Annotated in this window: 15 protein-coding genes, 1 tRNA gene and 1 riboswitch; of the genes, 4 read left to right on the forward strand and 12 right to left on the reverse strand. The window is 70.4% G+C overall.

Features of this window, described 5'->3' with window-relative positions; genetic code table 11:
• Positions 1-55 precede the first annotated feature (55 nt).
• Both ACGF1Z_RS29020 and ACGF1Z_RS29025 read left to right on the forward strand, forming a co-directional pair.
• Positions 56-286 (forward strand): DUF4287 domain-containing protein, encoded by a 231-nt coding sequence (locus ACGF1Z_RS29020; RefSeq protein WP_393008975.1) that lies wholly within the window; start codon positions 56-58, stop codon positions 284-286.
• Positions 287-378: 92 nt separating this feature from the next.
• Positions 379-939 (forward strand): TetR/AcrR family transcriptional regulator, encoded by a 561-nt coding sequence (locus tag ACGF1Z_RS29025; protein ID WP_393008976.1) that lies wholly within the window; start codon positions 379-381, stop codon positions 937-939.
• A 70-nt stretch (positions 940-1,009) separates the two neighbouring features.
• On the opposite strand, the gene ACGF1Z_RS29030 is transcribed toward ACGF1Z_RS29025, so the two are convergent.
• Both ACGF1Z_RS29030 and ACGF1Z_RS29035 read right to left on the reverse strand, forming a co-directional pair.
• Positions 1,010-1,909: a Bax inhibitor-1/YccA family protein gene (locus ACGF1Z_RS29030; protein ID WP_393008977.1), complete on the reverse strand. Its 900-nt coding sequence runs from the start codon at positions 1,907-1,909 to the stop codon at positions 1,010-1,012.
• Positions 1,910-2,032: 123 nt separating this feature from the next.
• Positions 2,033-2,114: transfer RNA gene (locus tag ACGF1Z_RS29035), tRNA-Leu, on the reverse strand.
• Between the two features lie 432 nt (positions 2,115-2,546).
• Between ACGF1Z_RS29035 and ACGF1Z_RS29040 the strand changes: the two genes are divergently transcribed.
• Together ACGF1Z_RS29040 and ACGF1Z_RS29045 are read left to right on the forward strand one after the other, a co-directional pair.
• Complete coding sequence (locus ACGF1Z_RS29040; protein ID WP_393008978.1) at positions 2,547-3,317, forward strand: ABC transporter ATP-binding protein; 771 nt, start codon at positions 2,547-2,549, stop codon at positions 3,315-3,317.
• 58 nt (positions 3,318-3,375) lie between these two features.
• Complete coding sequence (locus ACGF1Z_RS29045; RefSeq protein WP_393008979.1) at positions 3,376-5,904, forward strand: ABC transporter permease; 2,529 nt, start codon at positions 3,376-3,378, stop codon at positions 5,902-5,904.
• A 67-nt stretch (positions 5,905-5,971) separates the two neighbouring features.
• Here ACGF1Z_RS29045 and ACGF1Z_RS29050 read toward each other — a convergent pair whose 3' ends face one another.
• The 10 genes from ACGF1Z_RS29050 to ACGF1Z_RS29095 form a co-directional block, all read right to left on the reverse strand.
• Positions 5,972-7,171, reverse strand: coding sequence for a phospholipase D-like domain-containing protein (locus ACGF1Z_RS29050; protein WP_393008980.1), 1,200 nt, complete (start codon positions 7,169-7,171; stop codon positions 5,972-5,974).
• A gap of 116 nt (positions 7,172-7,287) precedes the next feature.
• Complete coding sequence (locus ACGF1Z_RS29055) at positions 7,288-8,601, reverse strand: class I SAM-dependent methyltransferase (protein ID WP_393008981.1); 1,314 nt, start codon at positions 8,599-8,601, stop codon at positions 7,288-7,290.
• Between the two features lie 167 nt (positions 8,602-8,768).
• Positions 8,769-10,148, reverse strand: a complete 1,380-nt coding sequence (locus tag ACGF1Z_RS29060) for an NAD(P)/FAD-dependent oxidoreductase (protein ID WP_389753916.1) — start codon at positions 10,146-10,148, stop codon at positions 8,769-8,771.
• 369 nt (positions 10,149-10,517) lie between these two features.
• Positions 10,518-11,432 (reverse strand): exopolyphosphatase, encoded by a 915-nt coding sequence (locus ACGF1Z_RS29065; protein WP_393008982.1) that lies wholly within the window; start codon positions 11,430-11,432, stop codon positions 10,518-10,520.
• Complete coding sequence (locus tag ACGF1Z_RS29070) at positions 11,429-11,968, reverse strand: DUF501 domain-containing protein (protein ID WP_393008983.1); 540 nt, start codon at positions 11,966-11,968, stop codon at positions 11,429-11,431. Before ACGF1Z_RS29070 ends, ACGF1Z_RS29065 begins: the two co-directional genes overlap by 4 nt.
• 37 nt (positions 11,969-12,005) lie before the next feature.
• Positions 12,006-12,476 carry a septum formation initiator family protein gene (locus ACGF1Z_RS29075; RefSeq protein ID WP_393008984.1) on the reverse strand — a complete coding sequence of 157 codons (471 nt, stop codon included), beginning with the start codon at positions 12,474-12,476 and terminating at the stop codon, positions 12,006-12,008.
• Positions 12,477-12,629: 153 nt separating this feature from the next.
• Entirely contained in the window at positions 12,630-13,916 is a 1,287-nt protein-coding gene (gene eno / locus ACGF1Z_RS29080) for a phosphopyruvate hydratase (RefSeq protein ID WP_393008985.1), read from the reverse strand.
• A 265-nt stretch (positions 13,917-14,181) separates the two neighbouring features.
• Entirely contained in the window at positions 14,182-14,868 is a 687-nt protein-coding gene (locus ACGF1Z_RS29085; RefSeq protein WP_393008986.1) for a transglycosylase family protein, read from the reverse strand.
• A gap of 4 nt (positions 14,869-14,872) precedes the next feature.
• Positions 14,873-15,046: riboswitch (cyclic di-AMP (ydaO/yuaA leader) on the reverse strand.
• Between the two features lie 256 nt (positions 15,047-15,302).
• Positions 15,303-16,319 (reverse strand): transglycosylase family protein, encoded by a 1,017-nt coding sequence (locus tag ACGF1Z_RS29090; protein ID WP_393008987.1) that lies wholly within the window; start codon positions 16,317-16,319, stop codon positions 15,303-15,305.
• A gap of 115 nt (positions 16,320-16,434) precedes the next feature.
• Positions 16,435-17,703, reverse strand: a complete 1,269-nt coding sequence (locus ACGF1Z_RS29095; protein ID WP_393008988.1) for a cytochrome P450 — start codon at positions 17,701-17,703, stop codon at positions 16,435-16,437.
• Positions 17,704-17,741 lie beyond the last annotated feature (38 nt).

The raw sequence follows: 17,741 nt of genomic DNA on the forward strand, positions 1-17,741 counted from the left end.
CACTGGGGCACGGTGGCGTGAAGGAGCACACGGCACAACGCGTCCGGAGGCGCCGATGTCCCACACCTTCTCCGAAGAGACCCATCGCAATCTGCTCGCCCGCATCCCGCACTGCACCGGTCGTGAGATCGCCGACTGGCTGAAGGCCGTCGAGGACGGCCCCTCCCTCATCCGCTTCGACGAGATGGTCAGCTGGCTGCGCGGCGAGCACGGTCTCGCCTACGGCCACGCCAAGGCGATCATCCACGAGTACGACCTCCGCCGGGCGGCCCGCCGCATGCTCTGACGGACCGGGAGCCGTCGTTCTCCCGCCCGGCCGGTCCGACGGACCCGGCCTAGAGTGGGAGAACGATGGTTCTCTGCGAGGGGTGACCGGTCATGGACGCCGAAACCGCCGAGCTGAAGCTGCTGGAGACGGCCGAGGCCCTGTTCGACGAGAAGGGTGTCCAGGCGGTCGGGATGGACTCCCTCCGCAGCGCGTCCGGCGTCTCGCTGAAACGCCTGTACCAGCTCTATCCCTCCAAGGACCATCTGGTCTGGGCGGTCCTCAAGCGCCGTGACGGCGCCGTCCGAGACGCGATCGCGGCCCACGGCGCCACCCACGCCACCAGCCCCTACCAGCGGGCGCTGGCGGTCTTCGACTACCTCGGCGACCGGTTCGCCGAGCCCGGCTTCCGGGGCTGCGCCTTCATCAACACCTTCGGCGAGATGGGCGGCATCTCGCCCGACATCGCGGAGATCGCCCGCGGGCACAAGCAGGCCCTGCGGGACTACTTCGCGGAGCAGACCTCCGCCATGAACGCCCCGCCCGCGCTCGCCGACCAACTGGCCCTGCTCGCGAACGGCGCCATGGCCGTCGCGGGCATCCAGGGCGGCTCGGAGCCCGCCACGCAGGCCAAGGACGCCGCCAGGGTGCTGCTCGACGCCTCCGTGGCATAGGCGCCCGGGGAAAGGCGGAAGGGCCCGCCCGGCGGATGCCGGACGGGCCCTTCGCGGGTCACACGGTGCGTCAGTCGTCGCCCTGGAGGATCGACAGCAGGCGCAGGAACTCCATGTAGATCCACACCAGGGTCATGGTGAGGCCGAAGGCCGCCAGCCAGGACTCCTCGCGCGGAGCGCCGTAGGTGATGCCGTCCTCGACCTGCTTGAAGTCGAGGGCCAGGAAGCAGGCGCCCAGGATGATGCCGATGACGCCGAACAGGATGCCGAGGCCGCCGCTGCGGAAGCCGAGGCCGTCACCGCCGCCGAAGACGGCGAAGAGCAGGTTGACCGCCATCAGCAGGACGAAGCCGATCGCGGCCGCCATCACGAAGCCGTAGAAGCGGCGGGTGACGCGGATCCAGCGCATCTTGTAGGCGATCAGCACGCCGGCGAAGACCGCCATCGTGCCGAGCACCGCCTGGGGGACCACACCGTCGGCGACGTACGTCGACACGGCGGCGGAGATCACGCCGAGGAAGACGCCCTCGAAGGCCGCGTAGCCGAGGATCAGCGCCGGCGACGGCTTGCGCTTGAACGACTGGACGAGCGACAGGACCAGGGCCACGAGGCCCGCGCCGATGCCGATGCCGTAGGACTTGCCCAGGTTCGCCGGGTCGACCGGCAGCAGCAGCCAGGCCAGGACGGCGGTGAGCACGACCGTGCCGAGCGTCATCGCCGTGCGGCTGACGACGTCGTCGATGGTCATGACGTTGCCGCGGGCCTGCTGCGGCGCGCCCAGGGTGTCCTGCGGCGCGTAGGGGTTGGTCGCGTACGGGTTCGCCGCGCCCTCGGCGTGCGGGGTTCCGGTGGCGTAGGGGTTGGTTCCGACGGCGGGGCCCCCGGCCTGCGGCTGCTGCGCGTTGAAGCCGGCGTAGCCGTTGTCGCGGCTGAACCCCCGTCGCGAGAAGACCGGGTTGCTGCTCCTCATCTCACTCCTCCATGGCCGCACTGCGCGGCCTTGCGTCAAGAGTAATGCGAAGGCAAAAGGAACTCCCTCGTGCTCGGGGAGGATCTTTATACGATCGTGTCGAGGAGTGACGTGGCGAGGAGGTGCCCGGAACCGGATTCGAACCGGTACGGCCCGAAGGCCAGCGAGGTTTAAGCTCGCCGTGTCTGCATTCCACCATCCGGGCGTGGCGCGAAGCTCCGCGTCGGCACACGAGCCTATCGGGGCCCGTCGCCCGTTCAGCGGAACGGCCGCCCGATGTTGTCTTATTTTATTGACACCTGAGGGTGCGTCAGTGCAGGTGGGGAGCCCTCTGACGAAGTGTGACAGGGGTCGCGGCGGCAGGGGCGAGGCCCCCGGATTGACGAAAACTCGCCGCCTCGTCCCACCACACTGTGTCACCTCGCCCGCACAGCACCCCCACGTCTCCGGCACATCCCGGGCACGCCCGGACGGGGGCGGCGCCTCAGGGTCGGCGTCATACCTCAGGATGAGGGCGCACCCCGGTGGTCCGACTCGAGACTGCCTCGGGAACGGGCACGTGGACGGACGTCCCGCGCCCCAACGCTCGACACGATGGAGTGGTTCCCGAACAGTCGCAGTGACAGGAGTCGCCGTCGTGACCACCACCCCCACCGTGCCCCGCGCCACCGCGGTGGCCGCCCGCGCCACCGACCTCTCGAAGGTCTACGGACAGGGCGAGACCCAGGTGGTCGCTCTGGACCGGGTGACCGTGGACTTCAGGCAGGGCGAGTTCACCGCCATCATGGGCCCCTCCGGCTCCGGCAAGTCGACCCTCATGCACTGCGTCGCCGGCCTCGACTCCTTCTCCTCCGGCTCCGTCCGGATCGGCGACACCGAGCTCGGCACCCTGAAGGACAAGCAGCTCACCCAGCTGCGCCGGGACAAGATCGGCTTCATCTTCCAGGCGTTCAACCTGCTGCCGACGCTGACGGCACTGGAGAACATCACGCTGCCGATGGACATCGCCGGCCGCAAGCCCGACAAGCAGTGGGTGCAGGGGGTCATCGACATGATCGGCCTCTCCGGCCGGCTCGGCCACCGCCCCTCGCAGCTCTCCGGCGGCCAGCAGCAGCGGGTGGCCGTGGCCCGCGCACTGGCCTCCCGGCCCGAGATCATCTTCGGTGACGAGCCGACCGGAAACCTCGACTCGCGCTCCGGTGCCGAGGTCCTCGGCTTCCTGCGCAACTCGGTGCGCGAGCTCGGCCAGACGGTGGTGATGGTGACCCACGACCCGGTCGCCGCGTCCTACGCCGACCGGGTCATCTTCCTCGCGGACGGACGGATCGTCGACGAGATGCTCCACCCGACGGCGGACGGCGTGCTCGACCGCATGAAGGCCTTCGACGCCAAGGGCCGCACGAGCTGAGCCCCGGCCCCAGGGCCGCACCCGTCCTTCCCGTCCCCCCTTCCGTTCAGGACACCCCATGCTCCGTACCGCCCTGCGCAACGTGCTCGCGCACAAGGCCAGGCTGCTGATGACCGTGCTCGCCGTGATGCTCGGCGTGGCCTTCGTGTCCGGCACCCTGGTCTTCACCGACACCCTCTCCAACGCCTTCCGCAACCAGTCCGCCAAGAGCTACGACGACATCGCCGTCGCCGTCTCGGCCAGGCCCGACGGCAAGGACCCGAACGCGCTGCCCGGCCTGTCCGAGCAGACCCGGCAGAAGATCGCCGCGATCGACGGCGTCGCCTCCGCGACCGGCCGCGTCAACGGCTTCGCCGGCGTGCCGGACAAGGACGGCAAGCTGATCGGCGCCGGCTGGTCCAACAAGGGCACCAACTTCGCCCCCGGCCGAAACGGCAAGGACTCCGCGTACTCCTTCACCTCCGGGAACGGACCGGTGAAGGACGACGAGATCGCGCTCGACCGGGAGACCGCCGACAAGGGCGGTTACGAGGTCGGCGACCAGGTCCGCGTCGCCACCAACGGCCCCGTCGAGACCTACACGCTCACCGGCGTCTTCACCACCGAGGACGGCGCCGTCAACGCCGGCGGCAGCCTCGTCCTCTTCGACACCGACGTCGCCCAGAGGCTCTTCCTGCGCCCCGGCCACTTCCAGGACGTGAACGTCACCGGCAAGCCCGGCGCCGACGCCGGGAAGATCCTCGCCGCGGTCGAGCCGATCGTCGGCGACACGGCCGAGGCGCAGACCGGTCAGGCGCTCGCCGACCAGCAGGCCGAGGACATCGAGAGCGGGCTGAGCAACCTCAGCACGATGCTGCTGGCCTTCGCCGCCATCGCGCTGTTCGTCGGCGTCTTCCTCATCTCCAACACCTTCACCATGCTGATCGCCCAGCGCACCAAGGAACTCGCCCTGATGCGCGCCGTCGGCGCCTCCCGAAGCCAGATCACCCGCTCGGTGCTGGCCGAGGCCGGCCTGGTCGGTCTCGTCGCCTCCGCGATCGGCTTCGTGCTGGGCATCGGACTCGCCGCGGGCCTGCGCTCCGGCATGAACGCCTTCGGTCTGAAGGTCCCGGCCGGTGACCTGATCATCGGTGCCTCCCCGCTGGTCGCGGCGCTCGTCGTCGGCATCGTGGTCACCATGGTGGCCGCGCTGCTGCCCGGCTTCCGCGCGGCGAAGATCCCGCCGGTCGCCGCCATGAACAGCGTCCACGCGGTGGCCACCACCAAGTCCCTGGTGACCCGCAACATCATCGGCGGCATCGTCACCGGCCTCGGTCTGCTGGCCATCGCCGGCGGCGCCTCCACCGGCGGCGACAGCGGCCGGATGATGATCGGCCTGGGCGCCTTCCTCGCGCTCATCGGCGTGATCATCCTGATTCCGCTGCTGGCCCGTCCGGTGATCGCGCTCGCCCGCCCGGTCCTCAGGGCCTTCGGCGTGGCCGGCTCGCTGGCCGGCCAGAACGCGGTCCGCAACCCGCGCCGCACCGGCGCCACGGCCTCCGCGCTCGCCATCGGACTCACCCTGGTCACCGGCCTCTCGGTGCTCGGCGCCACGGTCGGCTCGGCCGTGGACCGGATGACGACGGACCAGATCAAGGCCGACTACATGATCTCCATGGCCAGCGGCGAAGGCCTGAACCAGGCCGCCCTGGACGCGGTGCGCAAGACCCCCGGCGCCACCGCGGTCTCCCCGCAGCAGGCCGGCTGGGTCGAGGTGAAGGGCGACTTCGCGTCCGTCTCCGGTGTCACTCCGGGCGACGTGGAGAAGGTGCTGAACCTCAAGGTGATCGACGGCTCGCTCGGCTCGCTCGCCGACGGCCGGGTGGCGGTCGCCGACAAGACGGCCGACAAGCGGGGCTGGAAGATCGGCTCGACCCTGCCGGTGGAGTACGGCGACAAGAAGAAGGGGCGGTTGACGGTCGGCGCGATCTTCGAGGACAGCGAGTTCGTCTCGCCGCTCGTCCTGGACGCGAAGATCCTCACCGCTCACGACCCCAAGCCGTACATCCCGCAGATCTTCGTGAAGATGGACGGCGGCCCGTCGGCCGCGGCCGAGAAGGCCGTGACGACGTCGCTCGGTGACAACCCGGCCATGAGCGTGATGGACCAGAAGGACATCCGCGACCAGTTCGGCGGCATCATCAACATGATGCTGAACATCATGTACGGCCTGCTCGCGATGGCCCTGATCATCGCGGTGCTCGGTGTCGTCAACACGCTGGCGATGTCGGTCTTCGAGCGCCAGCAGGAGATCGGCATGCTGCGGGCGATCGGTCTCGACCGGCGCCGGGTGAAGCGGATGGTCCGTCTGGAGGCCGTGGTCATCTCGCTGTTCGGCGCGGTGGTCGGCATCGCCCTCGGCTCCTTCCTGGGCTGGGCGATCGGCGAGACGCTGCGGGACAGCCTGCCGCACTACGCGCTGGTCCTGCCGTGGGGCCGGATCGGGATCTTCCTGCTTCTCGCCGGTCTGGTCGGCGTCCTGGCCTCCCTGTGGCCGGCGCGCAGCGCGGCGAGGCTGAACATGCTGCAGGCGATCAAGGCCGAGTAGGGCTCGGTACGACGCGAAGGGCCGGGTTCCCGCGGGAACCCGGCCCTTCGGCGTTCGCGGGTACGGGTCAGCTGCCCGCGCAGTACGCCATCAGGTACTGGTGGTTGGCCTTGAACTGGTCGTAGAGCGCCGCGTTGTCGATCTTCAGCAGGGTCTCGTCGTTGGCCCGCAGCGCCGGGTAGGTGTAGTTGTGGCTGCCGGTCCAGAGGAGCTTCCGGCCGGCCACGCCGTCGTACGTGCCCTCGACCAGCAGGTACTTGGAGTGCAGGCCCGCCTTGGCGACGCCCGTGCCCCGGTCCTCGTAGCACTCGACGCGCTGGGTGAGCCTGCCCGAGATGATCGACTCGACGCCCGTACCGAGGGAGCCGGGGTAGCCGTCGTGGGCGAGGGTGACCGAGCAGCCGGCGTTCTTCAGGGCGACGAGCTTGCTCGCGACCTCGTCACGGGTGAAGAGGTTGGCGGCCATCCGGATCTGGGTGCCGCCCGCACAGCCGACGTTGTCCAGGATCAGCTTGACCGTGTCGGTGGAGGCGTCGTTGTCGTAGGTGGTGCCCGCGGCCTCCTTGCGGGGGAAGAAGTACGCCTTGTACGGGCCGCTGCCCGGCGTCCGGTAGTAGTGGCTCAGGCCGGTGGCGGAGGTGCCGTAGGCCAGCAGGTCGGCGAAGTAGTCCTGGTAGATGCCGTAGAGGCCGCTGTCGACGATGGTGACGGCGTTGTTGAACAGGTCGGTGCGCTGGACGCCGGTCATGTTGGCCGAGGTCTGCACGACGACGTCGCTCGCGCCGCCGGTGCTGGAGAACAGCCAGAACTTGTTGTGGTTGATGGCGCCGTCGGTGTCGCCGGGCAGCTGCCGGGAGCCGATGCATCCGCGGCCCGCGGGACAGGCGAGGACCCAGGAACCCTGGGAGCGGTCGGTGCCGAGCCGCGCGGCGAGGCGGTCGTACTCGCCTCCGGCCATGGTGACGGAGGTGTGGTCGACGATCACCCGGACGTTCACGCCGCGGGCCTTCGCGGCACCGAGGGCGTCGGTGACGGAGTCCTCGGTGAAGGTGTAGAGCCCGGCGGTGATGGTGGAGCCGGCCGGCGCCCGGCCGATGAGGTCGATGACGTGGGCCCGGATGCGGTCCTGGGCGGCGGCGTCGCCCGCCGGGTCGTTGAAGGTGGCGGTGGTGGTGACCGGGGCGTCGGCGGCGCCCGCCGGCGACGGGACGGCGAGCAGGCCGAAGGCGGCGGCCAGGGTGAGCAACAGACGGGTGGGACGGTGCACGGTTCCCCCTCGGGTCGAACGAATCGACGCATACATGACAAAGCGGACGGCAAAGGAAGCGGGGTGCCGGTTCTCACCGGCACCCCGCCTACCCGGAGCCTGAACTTCCGAACGTATCAGCGCCCTTGGGCACCCTCGGACTCATTCCACACCCGCGACCGCAGGGGAAGCCCCGAGGCGCCCCCGGCCCGCGTCCGCACCGCCAGGAACTGGTTCACCCCGATCCGGTTGCGCTCGAAGGAGACGGCCGAGGCCGCCATGTACAGGCGCCAGATCCTCGCCCGCGCGGGCGAGGTGAACCGGACCGCACTGTCCCACTCCGCCTCCAGGTTCGCCACCCAGCGACGCAGCGTCAGCGCGTAGTGCTCACGGATCGCCTCGACGTCCCGGACCTCGAATCCCGCGTCCTCAAGGGTCGTCAGCGTCCGCCCCATCGGTGCCAGTTCACCGTCCGGGAACACGTAGGCGTCGATGAAGGGGTCCACCCGGTACCGCTCCTCGTCGGGCTCCGGGCGGCGGGAGATCTGGTGGTTCAGCAGCCGCCCGCCCGGCTTCAGCAGCCCGTACAGCGTGTCCGCGTACTCCCGGTACTTCACGGCGCCCACGTGCTCGGCCATGCCGATCGACGAGATCGCGTCGTACGGCCCGTCCGGGACGTCCCGGTAGTCCTGGACCCGGATCTCGACCCGGTCGGTCAGCCCCTCCTCGGCGATCCGCTTGCGGGCGAACGCGGCCTGCTCCCGCGAGAGCGTCACCCCCACGACCCGGGCGCCGTACTCGCGCGCCGCGTGGATCGCCATCGAGCCCCAGCCGCAGCCCACGTCGAGCAGCCGGTCGCCCTCCTTCAGGGCCAGCTTGCGGGCGATCAGGTCCAGCTTGTCGCGCTGGGCCTCCTCCAGCGTGCCGCCGTCCGTCCAGTACGCGCACGAGTAGACCATCGACGGGCCGAGCACCAGCTCGTAGAAGTCGTTGCCCACGTCGTAGTGGTGACTGATCGCCTGCTTGTCCCGCCGCCTGCTGTGCGACGCGCCGCTGCGCCCGCGCATCTCCTCCACGGGCGGCTTCGGCGGCGGGAAGGGGCCGGCCAGCTTCAGCAACGCCCCGGCCGCCGCGCGCACCCTCGGGTCGCGCACCAGCTCCAGGGCGCCGCGCGACTCCTCGTCCCGCTCCCAGATGAACCCGGAGAGCCGGTCCAGGACCGTGTAGAGGTCGCCCTCGACATCGATCTCCCCGGACACCCAGGCCCGGGCCAGGCCCAGCTCGCCCGGCTTCCACAGCAGCCGGCGCAGCGCCCGGCGGTCTCGGACGATCAGGACGGGGCCGCCCGCAGGACCGGATTCGCTGCCGTCCCACGCCCGCAGGCGCACGGGGAGCTTCGCTCCCAGCACGTCCTCGGCGAGTGCGGTCAGCCGCGACGCGGCGTCGGCCATGGTGCAACACCTCCGTGATCTCGTGCCCCAGACATGCTTGTCACCAGGAGAACACCGTCCGTAGGCGAACCCATCCCTCCCATGCGTAAACGCCGGGAAAAACCCGAAGGGCCGTCCGCACCACGGATGGCGGACGGCCCTTGCGGGTTACTGCTGGGGCTGGGGCCTCAGGAGGCCTTGGCCTTCTCCTGAGCCGGGGCGGCCGGCGCGGGGGCGGGCTTGGCCGCCTCGTAGAACTCCTCGCGCGGCGTCTCCATGGCCCCCAGGGAGACGACCTCACGCTTGAGGAACATGCCCAGGGTCCAGTCGGCGAAGATGCGGATCTTGCGGTTCCAGGTCGGCATCGCCATGCCGTGGTAGCCACGGTGCATGTACCAGGCGAGACGGCCCTTGAGCTTGATCTTCGTCTTGCCCAGGACGATCATCGCGACGCCCTTGTGCAGACCGAGACCCGCGACGGCACCCTTGTTGGAGTGCGCGTACTCCTTCTGCGGGAAGCCGCGCATGCCGGACACCACGTTGTCGCCGAGGACCTTGGCCTGGCGCAGCGCGTGCTGGGCGTTCGGCGGGCACCAGGCGTTCTCGACACCGGCACGGCGCGAGGCCATGTCCGGGACCTGGGCGTTGTCGCCCGCGGCCCACACGTAGTCGAGGCCGTTGACCTGGAGCTTCTCGTTGCAGTCCACGTGGCCGCGGGGGCCGAGCGGCAGACCGAAGCGGGCGAGCGCCGGGTTCGGCTTCACACCGGCGGTCCACACGATCGTGTTGGAGTCGACCTCGAGGCCGTTCTTCAGCACGACGTGGCCGTCGACGCAGGAGTCCATCGAGGTCTGGAGGTAGATCTCGATGCCGCGGCTCTCGAGGTGCTCCTTGCCGTACTGGCCGAGCTTGGGGCCGACCTCGGGAAGGATCTTGTCGGCGGCGTCGACCAGCACGAAGCGCATGTCCTCGCGCTTCACGTTCTGGTAGTACTTCGCCGCGTCGCGGGCCATGTCCTCGACCTCGCCGATGGTCTCCGCACCGGCGAAGCCGCCGCCCACGAAGACGAAGGTCAGCGCCTTGCGGCGGACCTCCTCGTCGGTGGTCGAGTCGGCCTTGTCGAGCTGCTCGAGGACGTGGTTGCGCAGGCCGATGGCCTCCTCGATGCCCTTCATGCCGATGCCCTGCTCGGCGAGGCCGGGGATCGGGAAGGTCCGGGAGACGGCACCCATCGCAATGACCAGGTAGTCGAACGGCAGCTCGTACGCCTCGCCGACGAGCGGCGCGATCGTGGCGACCTTGCGGTCCTGGTCGATGGTGGTGACCCGACCGGTGAGCACCTCGGCTCCACGCACGACGCGTCGCAGCGGGACGACGACGTGGCGCGGCGAGATGCTGCCGGCGGCGGCTTCGGGGAGGAAGGGCTGGTAGGTCATGTACGACCGCGGGTCGACGACCGTGACGGTCGCCTCGCCGAAGCGCATCTTCTTGAGGATGCGCCGAGCTGCGTACAGGCCTACGTACCCACCGCCTACTACGAGGATCCTGGGACGCTCCGTGGTGCTCATGCCATCGAGTATCCACCCCCTCCAGGGGGGTTGCTCGTGCGCCCCTTCACAAGGTCCTCGGATACCTCTGCTACACTCCGCCGCCCACGTGACCCAGGTCATGGCCCAGCAAAGGAACCAGGGCGTGGCGGTGGACGTTGTTCACCCCTTGTGAACTGGCCCGGAGAGCCTTCCTTAACGCCGGACCAAGGGGTGCGTTCACACGATGGAAACATCGAGCGAAGTGGCCTCCACACCTGCGAAAGGGCCCTGAGGAGCCCCTCGGAGGGCCCAATGACCTTCCTCGGGCGCCATCAGGGCCCTTTCTCTTGTGAAGAACTTCACGAACTTTCTCGCCATGTGGTCATGGGCGGGGGCGATAGCTGCCCGCTATGCCACGGATAGGGCGATCCCATCGAGGATGTCGTGCTCGCTGACGACGACCTCGGCGGCCCCGGTCCGTTCCATGACCTCCACCAGGACCAGCGCGCCGGCGATGATCACGTCCACCCGGCCGGGGTGGATGACCGCGATCGCCGCGCGCTCGTCGTGCGTGGAGGCCAGCAGCCGGTCCGCCACCGCGTCGACCTGCGCACGGGAGATCCGGGAGTGGTGGATCTTCGTGGAGTCGTACTCCTGGAGCCCCAGCGCGACGGCGGCGACCGTGGTGACCGAGCCGGCCAGGCCGACCAGGGTCGCGGCCCCGGTGAGCGGCACCGTCTCGGCGGCCAGGTCCAGCGCGGCCCGCACGTCGGCGCGGATCGCGGCGATCTCCCCGGCGGTCGGCGGGTCGTGCCGGACGTGCCGCTCGGTCAGGCGCACACAGCCGATGTCGACGGACCGGGCCGCCTCGACGTGCCGGTTGCCGACCACGAACTCGGTCGAGCCGCCGCCGATGTCCACCACGAGCCGCCGGTCGTCGCCCCGCAGCTCGCCGGTGGCTCCCGTGAAGGAGAACTCGGCCTCCTGGTCGCCGGTGATGACCTCGGGCTCGACGCCGAGGATCTCGACGACCCCGCGCACGAAGTCGTCCCGGTTCTCGGCGTCGCGGGAGGCGGAGGTGGCGACGAAGCGCACCTTCTCGGCACCGAACTCCTCGATGACCGCCGCGTAGTCGCGGCAGGCGGCGAAGGTCCGCTCCAGCGCCTCGGGCGCGAGCCGGCCGGTCCGGTCGACGCCCTGGCCGAGCCGGACGATGGTCATCCGCCGGTCCAGCTCGATCAGCTCGCCCGTCTCCGGGTGCACGTCGGCGACGAGGAGGCGGATGGAGTTCGTACCGCAGTCGATTCCGGCGACCCGGGTCACTTCTGCTCCTCGTCCTTGTCCGCGCAGGGGGTCACGCAGGGGCCCTTCGCCCACCACTCGGGCAGCATCGCGAGGGCCTCGTCGCCGAACGGGTTCACGCCCGGGCCCGCCACGAGCGAGTGCCCGACGAGCACGTGCAGGCACTTGACCCGGTCCGGCATGCCGCCGGCGCTCGGGAAGCCCTCCAGGACCTCGATGGCGTCGCGGCGCGCGAGGTAGTCCTCGTGCGCGGCCCGGTAGGCGGCGGCCAGCTCCGGGTCGGTCGCGAGCCGGGCCTGCATCTCCTTCATGACCCCGTTCGCCTCCAGGGTGCCGATGGCGGAGGCGGCGCGCGGGCAGGTCAGGTAGTACGTGGTCGGGAACGGCGTGCCGTCGGGGAGCCGGGGCGCGGTCTCGACGACGTCCGGGTTGCCGCACGGGCAGCGGTGCGCGATGGCACGCAGGCCGCGGGGCGGCCGGCCGAGCTGGGCCTCGAACGCGGCGACGTCCGCGTCGGTGGGCTCGGTGCGTTCGGTCTGCGGAGGGGGCGTTTCCATGTCTGCCTTGCTCGGGTCTCGTGGCGGGTTGCGACGTCTACGGGCGGTCGGCGCGGTCCACGCCGTCCCACAGGTTGTCGTACCAGGGGCGGTCCGTCGCGCCCTGGTCGGTGCGGGGCCGGTGCTCCGCGTCGGGGTCGTTCACGGTGAAGCCGGTCTCGCCGGGCATCACGTAGTGGAGGTGCTCGCGGGCCAGCCGGCGGACGTAGGCCGGGTCCTGGAGGCGGGCCTTCTCGTCCCGCAGGTCCTCGACCCGGCGGGCGGCCTCGGCGGCCTTGCGCTCCTGGTCGGCGATCTCCCCCTGCTGGGAGACGTACTGCCGCATCGGATAGGCGAGTGCCACCACGAGCGAGCAGACGACGAGGGCCAGGAAGGCCGCGCGGCCGGTGAGCCGGGAACGGCGCGCCTGACGGCGGGTCTGGGAGCGGTAGACACGGGCGGCGGTCTGCTCGCCGAGCAGCCTGATCCGGGTCGCGGTCGAGAACCGGTCCCGGTCCTTCACGGCCATGTCGTGCGCCTCCCCGTCACTCGTGGGTCCTGGTCATGCGGACGTCCCCGCACACGGTACGGGACCGGGTGCGGGGACGCTTCGCTTCGCTGCGCCTTTGCGTCCTGTTCAGTTCTCCGGAGGCAGAGTCCGCGGCTACGGCGACGGGGCAGGTCAGCCCTTGAAGCGCGGGAAGGCGCTGCGGCCGGCGTAGACCGCGGCGTCGTCGAGGATCTCCTCGATGCGCAGGAGCTGGTTGTACTTGGCGACGCGCTCGGAGCGGGCCGGGGCGCCGGTCTTGATCTGGCCGCAGTTGGTGGCGACGGCGAGGTCGGCGATGGTGACGTCCTCGGTCTCGCCGGAGCGGTGGGACATCATGCACTTGAAGCCGCTGCGCTGGGCGAGCTCGACGGCGTCGAGGGTCTCGGTCAGCGAGCCGATCTGGTTGACCTTGACGAGCAGGGCGTTCGCCGAGCCCTCCTCGATGCCGCGGGCGAGGCGCTCCGGGTTGGTGACGAAGAGGTCGTCGCCGACGAGCTGCACCTTGGCGCCGAGCTTGTCGGTGATGACCTTCCAGCCGGCCCAGTCGTCCTCGAACAGCGGGTCCTCGATGGAGACGAGCGGGTACGCGGAGACGAGCTCCTCGTAGTACTCGGTCATCTCGGCGGCCGAGCGGGCCTTGCCCTCGAACTCGTACTTGCCGTCCTTGTAGAACTCGGAGGCGGCGCAGTCGAGCGCGAGCGCGATGTCCTTGCCGGGGACGTAGCCGGCCTGCTTGATGGCCTCGACGATGAGGTCGAGGGCCTCGCGGTTGGAGCCGAGGTTCGGGGCGAAGCCGCCCTCGTCGCCGAGACCGGTGGACAGGCCCTTGGTCTTCAGGACGGACTTGAGGGTGTGGTAGACCTCGGTGCCCCAGCGGAGGGCCTCGGAGAAGGACTCCGCGCCGATCGGGGCGATCATGAACTCCTGGATGTCCACGTTGGAGTCGGCGTGCGAGCCGCCGTTCAGGATGTTCATCATCGGAACGGGCAGCAGGTGCGCGTTCGGGCCGCCGAGGTAGCGGAAGAGCGGCAGGTCCGAGGCCTCGGAGGCGGCGTGCGCGACGGCGAGGGAGACGCCGAGGATGGCGTTGGCGCCGAGCGAGGACTTGTCCGGGGTGGCGTCCAGGTCGAACATCGCCTGGTCGATCAGGCGCTGCTCGGTGGCGTCGTAGCCGACCAGCTCGGGGCCGATCTGCTCGATGACGGCGAGAACGGCCTTCTCCACGCCCTTGCCCTGGTAACGGTTGGGGTCACCGTCGCGGAGCTCGAGGGCCTCGAACGCACCGGTGGAGGCACCGGACGGAACGGCAGCACGGCCGGTGCTGCCGTCGTCGAGGCCGACCTCGACCTCGACCGTGGGGTTGCCTCGGGAGTCCAGGATTTCCCGGGCTACGACGACGTCGATGGACGGCACGAGCATCTCCTTCTGGGATGTGACGCTGGTTGTGACGCATGCGGCAAGGTCTCGTTCGCCTTGCGGCAAGAGCCTAACCGGCTCGGGGGCTCCAGCCGGCCGGGCGCCCGCCCCCTGGGACGAAAAAGGACCCAAGGGCATGCATCCGGGGAGGAAAGACCCCAGATCTACTGGAGGGTAACCGCAGGGAGCGGAGAAACCCCGGCCCGGAGCGCACGGGGGAAGGGCACTCCGGGCCGGGGTGGTCATCACCGCGGGAGGGTCGGCAGGCTCACTTGAGGTGGAGCTGCTGGCCCGGGTAGATCAGGTCGGCGTTCTCGACGACGCCCTTGTTCAGCTGGAAGAGCTTCTCCCAGCCGCCCTTGACGCCGTGCGCCTGGGCGATCTTGCTGAGGGTGTCACCGGTGACGACCTTGTACTCGCCGTCGCCCTTCTTGACCTTCTTGCCGGTCGGGGTGGTGACGGTCTTCTTGGACTCGCTCTTCTTCGGCGCCTGGCGCTGCTCGCTGCGGGTCGCCGGCTGCTCGGTGGAGCGCTTCGACGCGGCGGGCTTCGGGGCCGCCTCGGCCGAACCGCCGTCGTACGAGGCGCCGGACAGGCCCACGCCGCAGCTCGGCCACGCGCCCTTGCCCTGGCCTGCGAGGACCTTCTCGGCGACGGCGATCTGCTGGGACTTGGAGGCCTGGTCGGCGCTCGGGGCGTAGGCGGTGCCGCCGTACGCGGCCCAGGTGGAGGCCGAGAACTGCAGGCCGCCGTAGAAGCCGTTGCCGGTGTTGATGGACCAGTTGCCGCCGGACTCGCACTGGGCGACGGCGTCCCACTCGGAGGCGGTGGCGGCCGAGGCCGTGCCGGCGGTCATCAGCGGGGCCGCGACGGCGACGCCGGCGACACCGGCCAGCGCGACGATGCGGGTGGCCTTGGCGGCACGACGGTGTTTGCCCTTGCCGGAAAGCAGCATGGAAGTTCTCCCTCACCGACGCCTACGAGGTGAGCTGTCGGGTTCGGGCGAGTGAGTTGCCCGGCCGCGTGACCTTGCACGCGACTTCACCCCAAGCCGGTCGTCGGCCGTCTGTCTCAACGGCCGGGGCCGGCACTTACCTTGGGTCCCCCGGTCCTGCCTTCGGCGCTTGCGCGACGACTGTTCCCTCCGTCCGGCGGCAGGATTCGGCGTGCCGGTCGGCGGGGCCCGCGGTGGCGAGCGGTCACGACCGTAGACATAGAGCCGGGGGAAGTTCAAAGACCCTCAAGACGGAAAAATCGCCCCTACTTGCACACCGTCAGGAGGTGTTTGCGCAGGTGAGGGGCGATTCGAGCAAAGTTTGCGGACGTGACACGCCCGTTCGGGAAGAGAGACTCATGTCTCACTGAGACAGAACGGACATTCAGCCCGAACTACTGCTGGGATTCCGTCAGTCCGAGGTCGAGCTCAAGGCTCTGACCAGGAAGGATGAGGTCGGGGTCGGAGCCGACGGTCTTCTTGTTGGCGCCATAGAGGGCGCTCCAGCCGCCCGTGAGCCCGTTCTCCTCCGCAATGCCCGACAGACTGTCACCCGGCTGAACGGTGTATTCATCCGGCTTGCCCGTGGTGTCCGAATCGCCCTTCGCCTTACCGTCGGTCACGCCACCCGTCGCCTCGCCACCCGGAGCGGCGTGTCGCCCGGAATCGGTGGAGGTGTCCGAGTTGCCCGGCTGTTCTGGCGCGGCGTCACCCCGGTGCTTGCCGGTGCCGGGCGCGGTCGCGCCGGGCGTACCGGGGGCGACCGGCGTCGTGGACACATCGGGCGTACCGGGCGTCACGGACGTACCGGGCGTCGCGGGAGAGGTGGAGGTCCCGGGCGTCGAGGGCGCGGGAGCGGTGGGGGTCGCGGGGGTCGCCGAGGTGGCGGGGGCCGTGGGCGCGGTGGGGGCCGTGGAGGGCTTCCCGCTCTCCTGGCCGGAGCCGGCGGGCAGGCCGTCGGTGCGGTTGGACTCGGGGACGGGACCCGTCGGCTTCCTGGGCGTCACGCCCGGGCCCGGGTCCACCGCGGGCGCCTTGCCGTCGTTCTTCAGGCCGGCGATCGGCGCGCAGGTGGCCCACTGGGTGTCGCCCGCGGCGAGCGCCCGGTCGGCGACGGCGATCTGCTGGGCACGGCTCGCGAGGTCGGCGCTCGGCGCGTAGGCCAGGCCGCCGTGCCGCTCCCAGCTCTCCTGGGAGAACTGCAGGCCGCCGTAGAGCCCGTTGCCGAAGTTGGCGCTCCAGGCGCCGCCGGACTCGCACTCGGCGACCCGGTCCCATGTCGTCGCGTCGGCGGCGGAGGCCGAGCCGGTGGCGAGCAGAGGCAGCGCCATGGCCGAGCCGGTGACTCCCGCCGCGACGACGAGTGCGGGAGCCTGGCGGGGTCTGCGGTGACGTCCGTTCCCGGAGCGCATGCGGAGTGCCCTTTCGCGTGACTGCTGAGACTGCGGGTGAACGTAGCGGCATTCGAACGTGAGTCACAAGTCGATGCAGCGGAGATCACGCGAAGATCACATTTTTGACGGGCCGTCAGTTATGCGTCCCTTTGTGGGAAGGCGTGAACTCCACCGGAAGGGTGCGTAGGCCACGCATGATGAGCCCGCCGCGCCACCGCAGTTCCTCCGGATCGACCCCAAGTCGCAGGTCCGGCAAGCGAGTCAGCAGCGTGGCGAGCGCCGTCTGTCCCTCCAGGCGGGCCAGCGGCGCGCCCAGGCAGTAATGGATGCCGTGGCCGTAGCCGAGGTGCTGATTGTCGCGCCGCGCCAGATCCAGGGTGTCCGGCTCGTCGAACCGCGCCGGGTCCCGGTCCGCGGCGGCGAGGACCACCAGGACCGGGTCGCCGGCCGGGATCTCCTGCCCGCCGATGGTCAGCGGCTCCGTGGCGAACCGCCAGGTCGCCAGCTCGACGGGCCCGTCGTAGCGCAGCAGCTCCTCGACACCGGTCTCCAGGAGCCCCGTCTCCCCCGCGGCCAGCGACTCCTGGAGCCGCGCGCGCTGCCCGGGGTGGCGCAGCAGCGCGTACACCCCGTTGCCGATCAGGTTGACGGTCGTCTCGAAGCCGGCGAAGAGGAGGATGAAGGCCATGGCGGCGGCCTCGTTCTCGGTGAGGTGCTCCCCGTGGTCCGAGGCCTTGATGAGCCCGGAGATCAGATCGTCCCCCGGCTCCTCCCTCTTCTTGTGGATGAGCTCCGCGAGGTAGCCGCGCATCTTCTTCACCGAGCGCGCGACGCCGCCCCGCGGCCCGCCGCCGTGCCGGATCATCATTCCGGCCCAGTCCCGGAAGTCGTCCTGGTCCTCGGCCGGCACCCCGAGCAGGTCGCAGATGGCGTAGATGGGCAGCGGGAAGGCGAACTCGTGGATGAGGTCCGCCTCGCCCCGCTCGGCGAAGCCGTCGATGAGCCGGTCGGTCAGCTCCTGCACGCGCGGAGCGAACTCCGCCACCCGGCGCGGCGTGAACGCCTTCGACACGAGCCGGCGCAGCCGGGTGTGGTCCGGCGGGTCGATGTTGAGCAGATGCGTCATCAGCTCGGCCTTGCGCTCGCCCGGAATGCCGGTCTTGCCCTTGGCGTGCGCCGGCTCGTCGTGGTGCGCGGGGTTCTTCGACAGCCGCTGGTCCGCCAGCGCCTGCCGGGCGTCGGCGTACCGGGTCACCAGCCAGGCCTCGACCCCGCTGGGCAGCTTCGCGCGGTGCACGGGCGCGTGCTCGCGCAGCCAGGCGTACGCCGGGTACGGGTCGGTGGCGAACTCCCAGGTGAAGAGCTCGGGGCCGGGCGGGACGGAAGACGGGGTGGCACTCACTCCCCGACCGTACAAGGGGACGGGCGGGCGCTCACGCC

Origin of the sequence: Streptomyces sp. NPDC048018, from assembly GCF_043202995.1 — a bacterium.
Lineage (GTDB): Bacteria > Actinomycetota > Actinomycetes > Streptomycetales > Streptomycetaceae > Streptomyces.